At 71.3% G+C, this 15566-nt stretch carries 13 protein-coding genes; 4 read left to right on the forward strand and 9 right to left on the reverse strand.

Going from position 1 to position 15566, the window contains the following annotated elements; genetic code table 11:
• Window positions 1-53: 53 nt before the first annotated feature.
• Window positions 54-1487, forward strand: coding sequence for a DUF2079 domain-containing protein (locus ACFQRD_RS02395; protein WP_377803442.1), 1434 nt, complete (start codon window positions 54-56; stop codon window positions 1485-1487).
• A 44-nt stretch (window positions 1488-1531) separates the two neighbouring features.
• Here the strand turns inward: ACFQRD_RS02395 and ACFQRD_RS02400 are convergent, their stop codons facing one another.
• The 5 genes from ACFQRD_RS02400 to ACFQRD_RS02420 form a co-directional block, all read right to left on the reverse strand.
• Window positions 1532-2350, reverse strand: coding sequence for a hypothetical protein (locus tag ACFQRD_RS02400; RefSeq protein WP_377803443.1), 819 nt, complete (start codon window positions 2348-2350; stop codon window positions 1532-1534).
• Between the two features lie 160 nt (window positions 2351-2510).
• Complete coding sequence (locus tag ACFQRD_RS02405; protein WP_377803444.1) at window positions 2511-3917, reverse strand: alpha/beta fold hydrolase; 1407 nt, start codon at window positions 3915-3917, stop codon at window positions 2511-2513.
• Between the two features lie 11 nt (window positions 3918-3928).
• On the reverse strand, window positions 3929-4657 hold the full coding sequence (locus tag ACFQRD_RS02410) for a DinB family protein (RefSeq protein ID WP_377793382.1): 729 nt from the start codon (window positions 4655-4657) through the stop codon (window positions 3929-3931).
• Entirely contained in the window at window positions 4654-6843 is a 2190-nt protein-coding gene (locus ACFQRD_RS02415; RefSeq protein ID WP_377803445.1) for a prolyl oligopeptidase family protein, read from the reverse strand. Before ACFQRD_RS02415 ends, ACFQRD_RS02410 begins: the two co-directional genes overlap by 4 nt.
• Entirely contained in the window at window positions 6840-7424 is a 585-nt protein-coding gene (locus tag ACFQRD_RS02420) for a hypothetical protein (protein ID WP_377016225.1), read from the reverse strand. Before ACFQRD_RS02420 ends, ACFQRD_RS02415 begins: the two co-directional genes overlap by 4 nt.
• 97 nt (window positions 7425-7521) lie before the next feature.
• Between ACFQRD_RS02420 and ACFQRD_RS02425 the strand changes: the two genes are divergently transcribed.
• Window positions 7522-8733 carry a glycoside hydrolase family 3 N-terminal domain-containing protein gene (locus ACFQRD_RS02425; protein WP_377803446.1) on the forward strand — a complete coding sequence of 404 codons (1212 nt, stop codon included), beginning with the start codon at window positions 7522-7524 and terminating at the stop codon, window positions 8731-8733.
• A 37-nt stretch (window positions 8734-8770) separates the two neighbouring features.
• Here the strand turns inward: ACFQRD_RS02425 and thiD are convergent, their stop codons facing one another.
• Entirely contained in the window at window positions 8771-9649 is an 879-nt protein-coding gene (gene thiD, locus ACFQRD_RS02430) for a bifunctional hydroxymethylpyrimidine kinase/phosphomethylpyrimidine kinase (protein WP_377803447.1), read from the reverse strand.
• Window positions 9650-9834: 185 nt separating this feature from the next.
• On the opposite strand from thiD, the gene ACFQRD_RS02435 reads away from it, so the two are divergent.
• A complete protein-coding gene (locus ACFQRD_RS02435) occupies window positions 9835-10770 on the forward strand; it encodes a hypothetical protein (protein WP_377803448.1) in 936 nt (311 codons plus the stop codon).
• A gap of 36 nt (window positions 10771-10806) precedes the next feature.
• Window positions 10807-11607 carry a hypothetical protein gene (locus ACFQRD_RS02440; protein WP_377803449.1) on the forward strand — a complete coding sequence of 267 codons (801 nt, stop codon included), beginning with the start codon at window positions 10807-10809 and terminating at the stop codon, window positions 11605-11607.
• Between the two features lie 9 nt (window positions 11608-11616).
• Here the strand turns inward: ACFQRD_RS02440 and cls are convergent, their stop codons facing one another.
• From cls to ACFQRD_RS02455, 3 genes are all read right to left on the reverse strand, one after another.
• Window positions 11617-13101 (reverse strand): cardiolipin synthase, encoded by a 1485-nt coding sequence (gene cls / locus ACFQRD_RS02445; protein WP_377793387.1) that lies wholly within the window; start codon window positions 13099-13101, stop codon window positions 11617-11619.
• Between the two features lie 127 nt (window positions 13102-13228).
• Window positions 13229-14122, reverse strand: a complete 894-nt coding sequence (locus ACFQRD_RS02450) for a Bax inhibitor-1/YccA family protein (RefSeq protein WP_377793388.1) — start codon at window positions 14120-14122, stop codon at window positions 13229-13231.
• A gap of 197 nt (window positions 14123-14319) precedes the next feature.
• The gene (locus ACFQRD_RS02455) at window positions 14320-15453 is read right to left on the reverse strand and encodes a trans-sulfuration enzyme family protein (RefSeq protein WP_377016211.1); all 1134 of its coding nucleotides are present in this window, start codon (window positions 15451-15453) and stop codon (window positions 14320-14322) included.
• Between the last annotated feature and the right edge of the window lie 113 nt (window positions 15454-15566).

Genomic DNA, 15566 nt, shown 5'->3' on the forward strand with positions numbered 1-15566 from the left:
ACGTGGCAGCCAGGAATCCGCGGAGCGCGGACCGGCCGTATACCCTCGCCCCCGTGAACCTCGCCGCCCACGCCTCCCGGCCGGAGCGGGGCACGCCGCGCCCCGGTCGCGGTCACCAGCGGACGCGCCGCTTGGTCCCGCCGCTGCTGGCCGTGCTCGCGACGCTCGCCTACGGGCTGCTCGGTTCGCAGCAGTTCCACCATCTCGTGGCGCGCTCCTGGGATCTGGGGATCTTCACCCAGCTCGCGCGCGCGTACGGCGAGCTGCGCGCGCCCATCGTCCCCATCAAGGGCGACGACGTGAATCTCCTCGGCGATCACTTCCATCCGATCCTGGCGCTGCTGGCCCCGGTGTGGTGGGCGTGGCCCTCCGGGGAGGCGCTGCTGTGGGCCCAGGCCCTGCTGTTCGGTCTCTCCGCCATCCCTCTGACGCGCCTGGCCATTGATCGGCTCGGCGCGCCGCTCGGTGCGCTCGCGGGCGCGGCGTACGTCTTCTCCTTCGGCCTGCAGTCGGCGGCCGCGGTGCAGTTCCACGAGATCGCCGTCGCGGTGCCGCTGCTCGCCCTGTCGCTGACCGCACTGCTGCGCGAACGGATGCTGGGTGCGATCCTCTGGGCCGCGCCGCTGGTCTTCGTCAAGGAGGATCTGGGGCTGACCGTCGCGCTGCTGGGCGGGATCATCGCCCTGCGTCACCGCGAGCACCGCACCGAAGGACTCGGCCTCGTCTGCTGGGGCGCCGGCTGGTTCATCATGGCGACGTTCGTGATCCTGCCGCTGCTGAACCCGGCAGGGCAGTACGACTACACCGATAACCTCGGCTCTCCGTTCGAGGTGTTCTGGCCGCCGATGAAATGGCTGACGGTGCTCATGCTGCTGCTGGCCGCGGGGCTGATCGGGGCTCGCTCCCCGCTGATCGCGCTGATGCTGCCGACTCTGGCGTGGCGGTTCACCGGGACGGTGGAGTTCTACTGGGATTGGTACTGGCACTACAACGCGATCCTGATGCCGATCGCGCTGGCAGCGATGCTGGATGCGCTCGGGGACAGGCGCACGGGACGGGCCACGGCCTGGCTGCGTGAGGATGCACCGATCCCCGTGCGCCGTATACGGATCACGGCGGTCGCCGCCTCGGCCGCGGTGACGCTGGTGCTGGCCGGGGCGATGCCGGTCCTGGACATCTTCCGGCCCCAGAAGTGGGAGCCCACTTGGCGCGCCGCACCGGCCGCCGAAGCGCTCGAGGCAGTGCCCGACGGCGCGGTGCTCGCGGTCGACATCACGCTGATGGCTCACGCGGTCCCGGATCATGACGTGCAGTGGACCCACGGGCCCAATCAGCGCGTTCCCGATTGCGTGCTGAGTGATCGGTACGCCTTCTCCTGGGACGGTCGCCCGCCCGAGGACGTCGCGCTGTGGGCGCAGCAGCGCTGGGGCACGGAGTACGAGACGACATACGAGGACGGGGGCTTCACGGTCGTCTGCCGGCCGTAGGTCGGCGATCGGAGAGTCGGCAGGTGTGCCTCGCCGTCCGCGCCCTACGCGTCCGTGGTTCGCGAGGGCGAGGCCGACGTGGAGGTGGGGGTCGGCACCGGTGAGCCGGTTCCGCCCGGCCGGCCCTCCCCGTCCTGCGGCGGGGTAGATACCTCGTCCGACGGATCCTCGCCGTCCGGCGGAGAACTCTGGCCACCGTCCGGCTGGTCCCCGCCCTCGCCGGGCGGGTCCTCACCGTCACCCGGCAGGTCCTCACCGTCGGTCGGCGGGTCCTGGCCCTCGCTCGGCGGGTCCTGCTCCTCCTCCGGATCCGGGCTCTGAGCCGGGGGCGGGTTCGGCGTGGGGTCAGGGGCCGGCTCCGGGTGCGGAGCTGGCCTCGGCGCTCCACCACCGCCGCCGCTTCCACCACCGCTTCCACCGCCGTTTCCGCCGCCGCTTCCGCTTCCCGGAGTCTGCTCGCGGGGCGATTCCGCCGGCTGGTCCGGTGTGGGCGCGTCCTCCGCCTCGGTGGTCTCCTCGACGGTGGGCTCGGGGACCTCGGTCTGTTCAGCGGTCTCGGTCGGTTCGGGGGTCTCGCTCGGTTCCGCCGGCTCCGTCGTCGTCGCGGAGGGCTCCGGAGGCGCGGGCACGCTCGCGGGAACGGGCACGTCGCCTCCCCCGTCGGACGGCGCGGACTCGCTCTGGCGGGACTCGGTGACCTGCTCGGTATCGCCGGCGAGTGCGGCCAGCGGGCCGATTCCCACGATGCCGAAACCTGCCGCCGTGCCCACCGCGGCGACGCTCCCGGTGGCCATGAGGATGCTTGCCCACGGCCGGGTACGCAGCGGCACCTCGCTGCGGATGCCCCTGGCTCGCTTTCGCATGGATCCCCTCCTGATCACGACGGAGCTTTCCGCGTCGCTGTATTCGCCGAGCCCGCTGTTCTCCGTGAGGAAAGGATATGCCTGATGTCGCGCCGGAGAAACGGCGACTGCTGATCGCGAGGGTCACAATTCGGGGGAATGCGGTACGGAACGCCGGTGATCAGTCGATCTTCACGTGGCGCGTGCGGCGTGCGCGAGGATCGACGTGGGCCTGTTCCCGCTTTGCTCGGACGGACTCCACGCGCAGGCGCCACGGCGAGTACCGCTCGGCGGCCAGCGCGATCTGCAGGCCTCGGGAGAGCGCCTGGTCCGTCGGCGTGGCCGGCAGCGCCGCGAGCTCGTCCGCCCACTCCGGCAGCCGATGCGCCGTGCCGCAGGCGCTCCAGCGAGCGGCGATCTGCGTGATCTGACTGCGGGAATCGAGCATCGAGTTGCCGGCGCCGCGCACTTCCAGCAGTTCGGCACCGGGAATCCGCTCCGCCAGCTCCCGGGCGATGCGGGGCGGGGCCACCAGGTCCTGGGTTCCCGTGATCACGAGCGTGGGTGCCGTGATCGCGGGGGCCAGAGCATGCAGGTCCAGCACCTCACCGTGGAACGGCGGCACGGCTCGGGCCTGCTCCCCGTCCACGATCAGCGCGTCCAGAGGACCTCCGTCGGCGTGGGATCCGCGGCCCAGCTCGGTGTGCGAGATCCGCGAGGTCAGATCGTGCTCCATCACGTAGGGCGTGGACTGCAGCCATCCCTGGTTGAGCACCTGGCGCACGCTGTTCCAGGTCAGCCGGCCACGCCCCACCGAGAGCAGGTCGACGAGCTCCCGCACCGCCGACGGCCCGCCGTGCTCGTGCACGGCGAGGACGACGGGACCGGCCCGGTGGATGTCGACGGTCTCGGCCTCGGCCAGTCGCCGCAGGACCGCCGCCGTGCTCGACGTCGCCGGCTCGGTGCCGTTCCAGTACATGTCCCGCAGCGCGGCCTGGGCGACGGCTTCGTCCTCGGCGCTGGTCAGGGGCGAGTCCAGCACCAGCGAGTGCACCCGCTCGGGGTGGAGCACGGCCAGTGCCTGCGCCAGATAGGCGCCGTATCCGGTGCCGTAGACGGCGACCTGCTGCGCGCGGGCCCGGTCCAGCACCGCCAGCAGATCCCGGATCACCTCCCGCAGCGTCATGGCATGGGCCGGCAGGTCCTCCCCCGTCGCGTCCAGGCGGGAGAGCCCCACTCCCCGGTGCTCCATCATGAGCACGTCCAGCCCGTGGCCCGCGAGGTTGCGGCGCAGCGCGTCGTAGGGCAGCACGGAGGCGCGGGCGGGCCCGTCGGGGATGAGCAGCACGGGCACCTGCGGTTCGGCCACGCCGACTGAGGGATCCCAGTGACCGCTCTCCGGCAGCCGCGACCGCACCGCCTGCCCGGTGCGCCCGCGCCGCAGCCGGCGCGGCGTGGTGCGGGCGAAGCGCAGCGGGAACAGGCGATCCTCATCCGCGGAGACCTCGCGGTAGACCGTCATCAGGTCGTTGCGGATCTGCAGCAGCTCGTCCTGCGCGGAGCGCTCGAAGAGGTCGGCCGTCTTCACGAAGGGCAGTTTCACTCGCCGGTACGGCCGTCCAGGAGTTCGGTCAGGATGTCGAGCTGGCCGGCATGGCGCGCGGTCTCCTCGACCATGTGGGCGAGCACCCAGCGGACCGTGCGGGCCTCCCGCGTCCCGCGCAGCTCCTCGTCCGGTTCGCGGCCGGCGAGCTGCGCGCGCGAGGCCTCCGTGGCGGCACGATAGTCCGCCAGCGCCTCCTCCAGCGAGGCGCCGTCCTCGAGCGACCACTCCTGCTCGGCGTCGTGGCCGCGGGACCACGCATATCCCGCCTCGTCGGCGGGCACACCGCCGAGCACCTCGCGGAACCACGAGCGCTCGGTGTCGGCCAGGTGCCGGATCATCCCGGTGACGGTGGTGTCCGAGCCGACCAGACGGGCCGAGGCCTGCTCGTCGCTGAGGCCCTCCACCTTCCACACGATCGTCGCGCGCAGGAAATCGAGGAACCCGGCCAAGGTCTCGACCTCCCCGGCGATCAGCGGCGGCTCCGGTCGCTCGCCCTCGGCGACCGCAGCGGGAGCCTCCTCGTCCGCGCTGAGGGCCTGCTCGGCGGCGAGCCGGTCGACCAGGACGTCGAGCTCGTCGGAGTCCGGCGGGGCGGGTGCGGAGCCGTCGGGGTCGTCCGTGACGGGCCCGACGGACGCGTCCGGAACCGAGGGCTCCGGCGCCATCGGGGCCGACGGGGTCCCGGCCGGCTCCACGGGCTCGCCGCGGTGGCTGGGGCTCATGATGCCGCCCCGTCGTCGGTGCCGATGGTCTTCCACAGGAACGTGTACAGCAGGGCATTCATGCGTGCGGCCTGCTCGTTGGTGGCGGCACCGCCGTGGCCTCCCTCGGTGTTCTCCCACGAGCGCACGTCGACCCCGAGAGATTCCAGGGCGGCGGTGAACTTCCGGGCGTGCCCCGGATGGACCCGGTCATCGCGGGTGGAGGTGAGCAGGAACGTGGGCGGGTAGTCCGCCGCGCGCTCCTCGGCCAGCAGATGGTACGGGCTGAACGTGCGCAGGAACTCCCAGTCCTCGGTGTCCGGGTCGCCGTACTCGGCCATCCAGGAGTAACCGGCCAGCAGCTGGTTGTACCGCTTCATGTCCAGCAGCGGGACCTGGATGATCACGGCACCGAACAGGTCGGGGTACTGGACCAGCATGTTCCCGGTGAGCAGGCCGCCGTTGGAGCCGCCGCGCACGGCGAGGTGCTCACGATCGGTCACGCCGCGCTCGAGGAGGTCCCGGGCCACGGAGGCGAAGTCCTCGTAGGCGCGGTGACGGTTCTCGCGCAGAGCTGCCTGGTGCCAGGTGGGCCCGTACTCCCCGCCGCCGCGGATGTTGGCCAGCACATAGGTGCCGCCGCGTTCGAGCCACGCCTTGCCGATGGCTCCCAGGTAGGACGGCGTCAGGGAGATCTCGAACCCGCCGTAGCCGAACATCAGCGTCGGCGCCGGCTCGGCGGCCTCCGCACTCGCCGGTCGGGAGATCTCGAAGTACGGCACGCGGGTGCCGTCATCGCTGGTGGCGAAGTGCTGGCTGACCTCGAGACCGTCGGCGTCGAAGCGGGCGGGGGTGGACTTGACCAGCTGGAGGTCACCGGGCTCACCGCCGGCGGGCACCTCGGAGAGGTCGCCGAGGCGCAGGGTGGTGGGTTCGATGAAGCCGGTGACGCTCACCCAGATCTCATCGTTCTCGTCGGGGTCGACGGCGGAGACCCCGAGGGAGCCGCTCAGCTCCGGGTAGAGGTCGCGGCGCACCCACTGGCCGTGCTCGTCGCGGGTGTGGACCTCGAGACGGTGGATGACATCCTCGAGGACCGAGAGCACCACCGTGCTGCGGGTGATGGTCATGTCCGCCAGCGACGTGGTCGCGGTGGGTTCGAAGAGCATGTGCAGCTCGGGCTCGCCGCGCTGGAAGCTCTCGAAGTCTCCGACGACGAGGGAGCCCGCGGGGTACGTGCCGCCCCCGATCTCCCAGTCGCTGCGGGGAGTGAAGATTCCCAGGTCCCGGTGCGCGCTGGCCTCCAGGTCCCGCGGCACCTCGATCGTCTCCAGGGTGGGCGGGGACTGACTGCGGTCGACGACATGGATGGTGTTGTCGTAGAAGGCGTGGGCCTCGATGATCCAGTCGCGCTCCCAGCCGGGCGTGGAGTCGTGGGCGGCGAAGATCGCCATGTCGTTCTCGGCGACCTCGTGGACGAGCTCGGCCTCGGCCAGGGGCGTGCCGCGCCGCCAGAGCCGAGCCTGGCGGGCGTATCCGGAGCTGGTCACGGTGCCCTCACCGAAGTCCGTGCAGACCCAGACGGTGTCCGCGTCGATCCAGCTGAGGCTCCCCTTGGCCTCGGGCCGGACGAAGCCGCCCTCGGATTCGGGGACGAAGCGCAGGGTCTCGAGGTCGAACTCGCGGGTGACGTCGGCGTCGGACCCACCGTGGGAGAGGTCGATCAGCGCGTGACGATAGGGCTCGCCGTCGGCGGCGCCCGCGGGCCGCAGCAGGCTGGCGCCGTGCCACACCCAGTCCTCGCCCTCGGCCTCGTTCAGCGCATCGACGTCCAGCAGGATCTCCCACTCCGGCTCGTCGGTGCGGTAGGACTCCAGCGTGGTGCGCCGCCACAGCCCGCGTTCGTGCTCCGCGTCGGTCCAGAAGTTGTAGAGGTACCGCCCGCGCTTGACCACGCCGGGGATCTTGTCCTTCGCATCGAGGATCTCGCGGATCTCCTGGTGGAGGGTCTCCGCGAGCGGCGCGCCGCCGGGCTCGCGGGGATCGGGCACGGCCTCGAGCTCGGCCTCGGCGCGTGCATTGCGATCGCGGACCCAGGCCAGCGCCTCCTCGCCGGTGACATCTTCCAGCCACTGGTGCGGGTCCGAGCTGCCGTCGGCAGCGGGCAGCTGCGGGCTCGGGGCCGGCTGGGCGGCGGCGTCGGTCATCGGGTCTCCTTCTCGAAGGCGGCGAATTCGGTGAGGACGGACTTCCAGACGGCTTTCCAGGCGTCGCGTGCCTCGGCGGTCTCGAGGCGCTTGTGCTCCAGGCCCAGAGTGCAGCGGGGGTTCTCGGGCGCGCCGTCCTTGCGGGTGATGTTCACCGAGACCCGGGTGCCGTCCTGGACGGCGGCACGCCAGTAGCGCCACGTCGCGGTGTCGGTCAGCGTCGGCTCCTCGAGCCCGAGCTCCTCACGGCGCACCGGGGTCATGAAGTCGTCCCAGAGCTCGCGCACGGCGTCCGGGTCCCCGGTGACGGTGCGGGAGGCGGAGGCGGCGAAGTCCCCGTCGCAGCTCTGGCCGACGACGCGGCGGCCGATCAGCTGCTCATAGGCGATGGTCACGCCCTGTGCCCACCATTCGGTGATGTCCCAGCGCTGCGGCAGCAGGCGGGCGATGGCGGCATGATCGAGGTCGCGGCCTCCGGCGTCCTCGATGCGCTGGACCCACGTGGCCAGCGGTGTGCCGGTGCCGGACTCGATCGAGGCGGCCCGCGGGTGGTCCTGGGCGGAAGGTGTCGGCGCGCTCATGGGTTCCAGCCTACGGGGCACGCGGCGACGCAGGTCACTTCGCCGCGAAGGCCATGCCACACGGGCCCTGGTGCCTCCGCCGTGGAACACTTCTGGCATGCGCCGACGTCATCTTCTGGCTCTCGCCCCCACGGCGGCACTGGCCGCCTGCACGAACCGGACGGACCCGACCTCGGCCGATCCCGAGGCCACCGCGCCGAGCGACCCCGAAGGCACCCGGCCCGAGGAGTCCGCGGCGCCGACTCAGGAGCCCAGCACCGAACCGAGCACGCAGCCGCCGACGAGGGCGGAGGCGCTGCTCGAGGAGCTCGGCCCGCGCGAACTGGCCGGTCAGCTGGTCCTGGTCGGGATCCACGCCGGCCAGCAGATCCCGTCCGAGGTGCTCTCCGACCACCATGCCGGCGGGATCCTCCTGCTCCAGGTGTGGGAGGTCGGCGACGCCGTCGACGAGATCGTGGCCGAGGCCAGGGACGGTTCCCGAGGCGGCCTGGGACCTCTGGTCGCGGTCGACCAGGAGGGCGGGCAGGTCAGGATGCTGCGCGGGGACGCCGCCCGACGGACCCCGTCGGCCGAGGAGCTCGGGGAGCAGGGACCGGGCGCCGTGACGGAGGCGTACACGAGCATCGGCGAGGACCTCTCCGGCCATGGCATCGGGGTCGCGCTCGCGCCGGTGGCCGACGTGGTCGACCCCGACCTGGGAGATGCCAACGAGCCGGTCGGCGGCCTGGATCGCGGTTTCGGCACCGACCCGGAGCATGTCGCCCGATGCGTGGCCGCGGCGACCGAGGCGCTGGCGGACCGCGGGGTCACCGCGACGCTCAAGCACTTCCCGGGGCTGGGTCGGGTGGAGCAGAACACCGACTTCTCCGCCGAGGGCATCGTCGACGACGTCACCGGCGCCGACGATCCGTTCCTGGACTCGTTCGCCGCCGGGATCGAGGCCGGGGCGGGACTGGTGATGATGTCCTCTGCGATCTACCCGCGGCTGGAGCCCGACGTGCCGGCGATGTTCTCCCGCGCCGCCGTGCAGGATCTGCTGCGCGACCAGCTCGGCTTCGACGGCGTCGTGATCACCGACGACATCGGGGCCGCGGAGGCCGTCGCCGACGTGCCCGTGGCCCAGCGCGCCACGCGCCCGCTCGAGGCGGGCGGGGACGTGGTGCTGACGGCCGATGCGTCCCTGACCGGTGAGCTGGTCGACGCCATCGAGCAGTGGGCGGCCGAGAGCGAGGAGCACCGGGAGAGGTTGCGGGAGTCCGTCGGCCGCGTGCTCGCGCTGAAGGAGAGCATGGGCCTGCTCGAGGAGTGAGGCGCGGAGCGACTCGGGGAGAACGGGGCGGGGCCGGTCAGCTCTTGTCGAGCGTGATGAGGTGGTTGAGCGGACCGTAGCCCCCGCGGGTGCGCCGCGAGACCTTCCACTCCTCGGCGTTCTCGATGGCGCTGGCGAGGAACTCGCGCGCCGAGGCGACGATCGTGGCCATGTCGTCGTCCGACCCCTTCTCCCCGATCTCCCCCAGCTCACCGGCCCGGTCGAACTCCTCGATGCGGGCGAGCTGCGCCGCGATCGCCGCCGACAGGGTGGAACCGGCCCCGCGCACCTTCCGCCCCGGGATCCGCTCGGCCCGCAGCAGGTCGGTGCCGCCGGGGTGGACCAGCACGTCGACCGCATCATCATCGACCAGTCGTCCACCGGTGATCAGGACGATCCGGGGGCCCAGCGCCTGCAGCGCCAGCGCCTGCCCGCGCATCTCGTCGATGGAGGTCGCGACCGGCCGGCCCAGCAGCTGAGCGGCCTCGGCCATGTTCGGGATCAGCACGTCCACCAGCGGGACCAGGGTCTCGCGCAGCGCGCGGGCACCCTCGGCGGAGATCAGGGCGGCGCCGTCGCTGCCGACCATCACCGGATCCAGGATGATCCGGCCCAGCCGGTCGCGGTGAGCGCGCACAGCGTCCGCGACGGCCTCGACCACGGCGGCGCTGCCCAGGGCGCCGATCTTGGTGGCGTCGATCCACAGGTCCTCGGCGACCGCGTCGATCTGGCTGCGGACGACGTCACCCGGAAGGTAGTGGATGCCGTGGAGCCCGTGGGTGTTCACGGCGCTGATCATGCTCACCGCGCTCGCACCGTAGGCACCCAGGGCGGTGAACGTCTTCAGGTCCGCCTGGATGCCCGACGCGCCGTCGGAGTCGGAACCGGCGATGGTCAGGACGAGGGGCGGGCGCATGCAGTCTCCATCTCTCGGGGGTCCCGGACCGGAGCGGGCGCCTCCGGTGGCCGTGTGGACGGAGAGTACCAACCGTCTCTGGAGTTCCTATCCTGGTGCGGCGCGCTGTGACCGTGCGTGCGAGAATCACCCGGGGACAGAGCCCCGAGCGGGCGGCAGGGGCCCCACAGGGCCGGGAGGTGGCAATGACTCAGGATCCCAGCGGGGAGGATCGGCAGCCCGCGTCATCCGGGCTGCCCGACTTCGCCGACCAGGACCCGAGCGCCCTGCCCGACTATCAGAGCTCTCAGGGCCCGGCCACCCTCGGTGAGCCCAGCGAGCGCGCGCGCAAGCGCACCCTGGCCGTGGTGCTGTCGGTGGTGGGATCCGGCGTGGTGCTGCTGGCCATCGTCGCGCTGGTGCTGTCCCAGACCGTGTTCCGCTCGGTCCTGGAGGAGGACGACGCCCCTACCGCGGACGGACCCGAGACGCGCAGCGCCGAAGCCCAGTCCGAGTACGTGCCCGACCCCGAGGACCCGGACATCGCCCCTCCCCCGCCGATCTTCACCCAGGAACCCACCACGGAGTGCTCGATCCCTGACAGCGGGGCCCAGGCACCCTCGCCGGATCCCGGCACCGTCCGCGGGGGCGACCTCGAGTACACCGTGCCCGACGGGTGGGACTTCCCCTGGGGCAGCCAGCCGCTGCCCTACATGAGCGAGGTCGGGGCCAAGGCGCGAGAGGTCGAGCAGCCCTGGTACAGCGTGGTCAACGTCGGCCGCGTCACCTGGCCCGAGGAGGACGACGGCGGGTACCCCGGCCTGGAGGGCGCCGCCGTCGCGATCTTCCAGTGCTACGCCACCACCTCCGGTGTCGTGGAGTACTTCGGGGAGAACCCCGACATCACGGACTACCGCTCCGAGACCATGACCGTGGACGGCCAGCCCGCATGGATCGTGCAGGCCACGTACCACTTCGAGGATCCCGACGTGCTGGAGAGCTCGTCCGCCTCCGTGGTCACCTCGATCGTCGTGGAGGGCCCGAACGGTCCCAGCGCCCTGGCCAGTGACGTCGCCGCCGACCAGCCCGAACATGTCGAAGACCTCGAGAACATCATCGCCAGCCTCGACGTCGTCGAGTGACGCCGGCGTGCGAGCCCGGCCCAGAAGGAGCAGACAGTGTCTACCGGACCGCAGTACACCCCGACCCCGCAGACGCCCGGCCCGGGCGGCGGCCGCGGGACTGCCCTCCTGACCGGCGCCATCGCGTTCGCCGTGGTCTTCCTGCTGATCGTGGCCATCACCGTCGGGTACCTCGTGGTGCGCTCCTCCGGGGGGTCGGGCGGCGCATCGCCCACCTCGGTCTCGAACTCCTCGACCCCCGCGGATCCGGAGACGAGCGAGGAGACGGAGGAGCCGACGGCCGTCGAGGAGGAGCTGTGCTGGCAGCCGCCCTTCGAGCGGACGTCCTCGAACCCCTCCGGGAAGCTGCGCGGCGGCGGGCTGGAGTTCATCCCCCCGTCGACCTTCACCGGCCGGCAGGACAACCTCTTCCCCTACTTCCTCAATGACACCCAGGTCGCCACGGCCCCCGTGGAGGAGTCCTGGATCTCCACGCTCCATGTCGGGAAGGTCGAGTGGCAGCCGGGGGTCGACTACCCCGGCGACGAGGCCGCCTCCGAACGCATCGTCGACTGCATGTTCCGACTGACCGACTGGGGGGACGCGACGGGCCGCACCCTCGACGACGAGGTCACCGAGCCGGTCACCGTCGCCGGAATGCCCGGATACCGCACCACCGCGACCGTCAACTGGCAGAACGACCCGCTCGAGAAAACGGACGCCACCCGGATCACGGTCGTCGTGGTCGATACCGACGAGGGACCGAGCGCCTTCATCTCGGAGATCGCCGTCGGCGTCACCGAGCACGCGGAGGGCGCCGAGGAGGCCTTCTCGTCCCTGACCGGACTGTCCGGCTGAGACCCGGCCTCAGACGACCGCCGAGGCCAGGCGGCAGAGGTTGTCCAGCAGCATCATGGGCATCGGCCGGCGGCGCCACTCCTCCAGGGTGAGCTCGCGGCTGCGGGAGCGGTAGACGTCCTCGACCTCGTGCATCTTCTCCATGAAGTCGGTGCCGCCGACCATGATCGTGCTCTCCATGTCGAGGATGAACGAGCGGATGTCCATGTTCGAGGACCCGATCACGGTCACCGAGTCGTCGATGGTCACGTGCTTGGCGTGCAGGATCGTCGGCGCCCGGTAGAGCTGGATCCGCACCCCGGCCTCCAGCAGCGCCGTGTAGTAGGAGCGCTGGGCATGGAAGACGAGGAACTGGTCCCCGATCTCGGAGACGAACAGTTCGATCTCCACTCCCCGGCGTGCGGCGGTGATCAGCGCCGAGAGCATCGACTCGTCGGGCACGAAGTAGGGGCTGACGGCGCAGATGCGATGGGTCGCCGAGTAGAACAGTTGGTTCAGCAGCAGCAGGTTGTTCTCGAGCACGAATCCCGGGCCGCTGGGCACCAGCTGGCACTCGTAGGTGCCCGAGGTGTCCTCCGGAGCCGCGACCAGGGCGGCCTCGGGCAGCTGCTCGCTGGACTCGTAGTACCAGTCGGTGGCGAACAGCAGGTTCATCCCCGAGACGATCGGCCCCCGGAACCGGACCATGGTCTCCTGCCAGTGCAGGCCCCGGCGGATGTTGGCGCGCTTGTCGTAGTGGGCGGCGATGAGGTTCTGGCTGCCCATCCAGCCGACCTGCCCGTCGACGATCAGCAGCTTGCGGTGGTTGCGCAGGTCCGGCCGTTGGAACGCACCGTCGCGGAACGGCTTGATCGGCATCATCGGATAGTGCTCGATGCCGTGCGCGTCGAGGTGGCGGCGCATCGCCCGGTAGACCGGCCCGTGGCTGAGCGAGCCCCAGTGGTCGTAGAGCACGCGCACCGTCACGCCGCGACCGGCGGCCTCGGCGAGGGCCGCGAAGAAGTCCTCGGTGGCCGGGTCGAGACCCATCGTGTAGAAGAGCACGTGCACCTCGCGCTCGGCGCTGCGCACGTCGGCCGCCATGCGGGCTATCGAGGTGTCGTAGTCGATCTCCAGGTCGGCGGAGTTGTTGCCGGTCAGCGGGAACGCCCCGAGCTCACGGTTGAGCCGGACGGCGGAGCGCAGCCAGCTGGGGACGTCGTCGTCCAGGGCCGTGTCGGGGATGTTCAGCGAGCGCACGCGCATCAGGCGGTTGACGGCCTTCTGCTTCTCGCGGCGCTTCCGCGGCAGCTGCGCCTTGCCCAGCAGCAGATAGAGCGGGAACCCGACCAGCGGGAACACCATGATCGCCAGCAGCCACGCCAAGGCGGACCCCGGCCGGCGGTTGCGCGGGACCAGGATGAGCCCGAGCACTCGCAGAGCGACGTCGGCCGCGATGAACAGGTAGGTGGCGACGACCAGCCAGTGGGCGAGCAGCCACTGCCACAGGGCCATGAACGGGCTCCTCCCCGACGTGCGAAGCGGCGGGCCCCGAGGATACGGGAGCCCGCCGCTGCGGATAGGGCGACGACCGGTCGCCGCCCGGAGTCATCACCCGGCCGAGACGGGCCGGGCGGTCGGGTCAGTTGCTGCGGAGGATCGCGATGATGCGCAGGATCTCGATGTACAGCCAGACCAGGGTGACGGCGAGACCGAAGGCGCAGCGCCAGGCGTACTTGCGCGGGGCGCCGGCCTGCGTGGCGCGCTGGACGTCCTCGAAGTCCATCACCAGCGAGTAGGAGGCCATGACCACCGCGAGACCGCCGATGACCAGCCCCATCACGCCGTCGCGCAGGCTCTGGCCGGTCATCAGCAGGTAGCCGATGTTGACCAGGCCGAAGATCAGGTACGCGACCATCGCGACCATGAAGATCTTGTTCAGCACCGGCGAGGTGCGCAGGATGCCCATCCGGAACATCACCAGCACGGTCCCGGCCACGGCCAGCGTGCCGACGACGGCCTGCAGGGCGATGCCCGGGTAGGACACCTCCATGGTGCCGCTGATGCCGCCGAGGAGCAGACCCTCGAAGCCGGCGTAGGCGAGCACGGCGAGCACGGAGGGCTGCTTCTTGAAGATGTTGATCATCGCGGTGACCAGGCCGCCGATGAGACCGATGATGGTCGCCGCGCCGGCGATCAGCAGGCCGAGCTGGAGGCCGGCGTCGCCCGCGAGGATCTGCAGCGACTTCGGGGTGATCGCGATGACGAAGCCGATCACGACGATCGTGCCGAGGGTGGCCGTGATCGCGTTCAGCGCGTCGCGCATGGTCATGCGGCCGGTGTCGTGACCGGTCGCCGACGGGCGGGCGTACATCGCCTCGAGCGGCTCGGCGCCCTGCTGCTGATCGAAGCCGGAGGACCACTGGGTCCCCTGGGCGGGGCCGCCCTGCGCGCGCTGACCGAACTGCGGGGCGCTGTAGTTCTGTCCCTGGTGCACGGCCTGGTCGCGGCCGAGCACGATGTTGTGGCGTGCCATGGGGCTCCTCACGGATGGGTCTGGTGGGCCGACGTCGGGGAGCACGAGGGACGAGCCCTGGCGTGCCGACCCCACCATGATATCCGTGATTCCCGTGACTGCGCTGTGCACGCGCTCCGCTCTCCGCGAGACCTGAACCCAGCCCCAGCAGGTCTCCGCGAGACCCGGACCCAGGCCCGGCCCCAGCGGGCCGGAGCTCAGCGGGCGGCGGCGAGCGCCTGGTCCAGATCCTCGATCAGGTCGGCGACGTCCTCGATGCCGACGGAGAGCCGCAGCAGCTCGTCGGAGATCCCGGCGTTGGCGCGTGCCTGCGGCGTCATGGCTTCGTGGGTCATCACCGCGGGGCGGCAGATGAGCGACTCCACGCCGCCGAGGCTCACCGCGTACGCCGGATAGCGCAGCGCGCGCAGGAAGGCCACCCGGTCCAGCTCCGGGGCGAGCTCGAAGGAGAGGACCGCCCCGGTTCCGCTGGCCTGGGAGGCATGGATGCGGGCCTCCTCCTCGCTGTGGGAGCCGGGGTAGAGAACCCGGGCGATGTCATCCCGGGCGCGCAGGGCCTCGACGATCGCGAGAGCGTTGTCCTGCTGCCGCTGAAGGCGCAGCGGCAGGGTCTTGAGGTCCTGGATCAGGCGGAAGGACTCCCCCGGGGACAGCACTCCGCCCTGAGCCTTCTGCGCGAGCGCGTAGGCCTCGGCGAGATTGTCGTCGTTCGTGGTGATGGTGCCGGCCAGCAGATCCGAGTGGCCGGCGAGGTACTTGGTGGCGGACTGGACCACGACGTCGGCCCCCAGGTCGAGGGGACGCTGCAGGACCGGGGTCATGAACGTGTTGTCGACGATCACCAGTGCGCCGTGGCGATGGGCGAGGTCGACCAGGCGACGCAGGTCGGTGATCCGCAGCGTGGGGTTGGCCGGGGTCTCCATGAAGATCGCCTTGGTGGCGGGGGTGAAGTCCGCGTCGGTGAGCTCTCCGAGGTCGTCCACGAAGCGGCTGGTGACGCCCCGGCCGGGCAGCACCAGGTCGACGAAGCGGTAGGTGCCGCCGTACACGCTGGCCGGCAGGATCACCTCGTCGCCCACCTCGAGGGTGGACAGGGACGCGGCGGTGGCAGCCATGCCGGAGGCGAAGGCGAAGCCGTGCTCGGCCCCCTCGAGCGTGGCCAGAACCGTCTCGAGCTGCGCCCGCGTGGGGTTGGAGCCGCGCTGGTAGGCGTACGCACCGTCCTCGACCCCGGGGTCGAGCTCGAAGGTGGAGGCGTAGTGCACCGGAGGGACGACGGCTCCGTGCTCATGGTCCCTGAGGGTCTGCACGGCGGCGGTCTGGATGTGCACGGGGCCTCCACGTAGGTCGGGGCGGGGAACGTCGGCTCGGAGCATCGATCCGACCCGACGAGGTCTGGGCGGAGCGTCGATCCGGCCGGACGATGTCGGGGCGGACGGTCAGG

Origin of the sequence: Brachybacterium sp. GCM10030268, assembly GCF_042666305.1 — a bacterium.
Lineage (GTDB): Bacteria > Actinomycetota > Actinomycetes > Actinomycetales > Dermabacteraceae > Brachybacterium.

Coding starts and splice junctions, on each gene's coding strand:
- ACFQRD_RS02400 (WP_377803443.1), bottom strand. CDS start 2,350: ATGCGAAAGCGAGCCAGGGGCATCCGCAGCGAGGTGCCGCTGCGTACC.
- ACFQRD_RS02410 (WP_377793382.1), bottom strand. CDS start 4,657: ATGAGCCCCAGCCACCGCGGCGAGCCCGTGGAGCCGGCCGGGACCCCG.
- ACFQRD_RS02415 (WP_377803445.1), bottom strand. CDS start 6,843: ATGACCGACGCCGCCGCCCAGCCGGCCCCGAGCCCGCAGCTGCCCGCT.
- ACFQRD_RS02420 (WP_377016225.1), bottom strand. CDS start 7,424: ATGAGCGCGCCGACACCTTCCGCCCAGGACCACCCGCGGGCCGCCTCG.
- ACFQRD_RS02425 (WP_377803446.1), top strand. CDS start 7,522: ATGCGCCGACGTCATCTTCTGGCTCTCGCCCCCACGGCGGCACTGGCC.
- thiD (WP_377803447.1), bottom strand. CDS start 9,649: ATGCGCCCGCCCCTCGTCCTGACCATCGCCGGTTCCGACTCCGACGGC.
- ACFQRD_RS02435 (WP_377803448.1), top strand. CDS start 9,835: ATGACTCAGGATCCCAGCGGGGAGGATCGGCAGCCCGCGTCATCCGGG.
- cls (WP_377793387.1), bottom strand. CDS start 13,101: ATGGCCCTGTGGCAGTGGCTGCTCGCCCACTGGCTGGTCGTCGCCACC.
- ACFQRD_RS02450 (WP_377793388.1), bottom strand. CDS start 14,122: ATGGCACGCCACAACATCGTGCTCGGCCGCGACCAGGCCGTGCACCAG.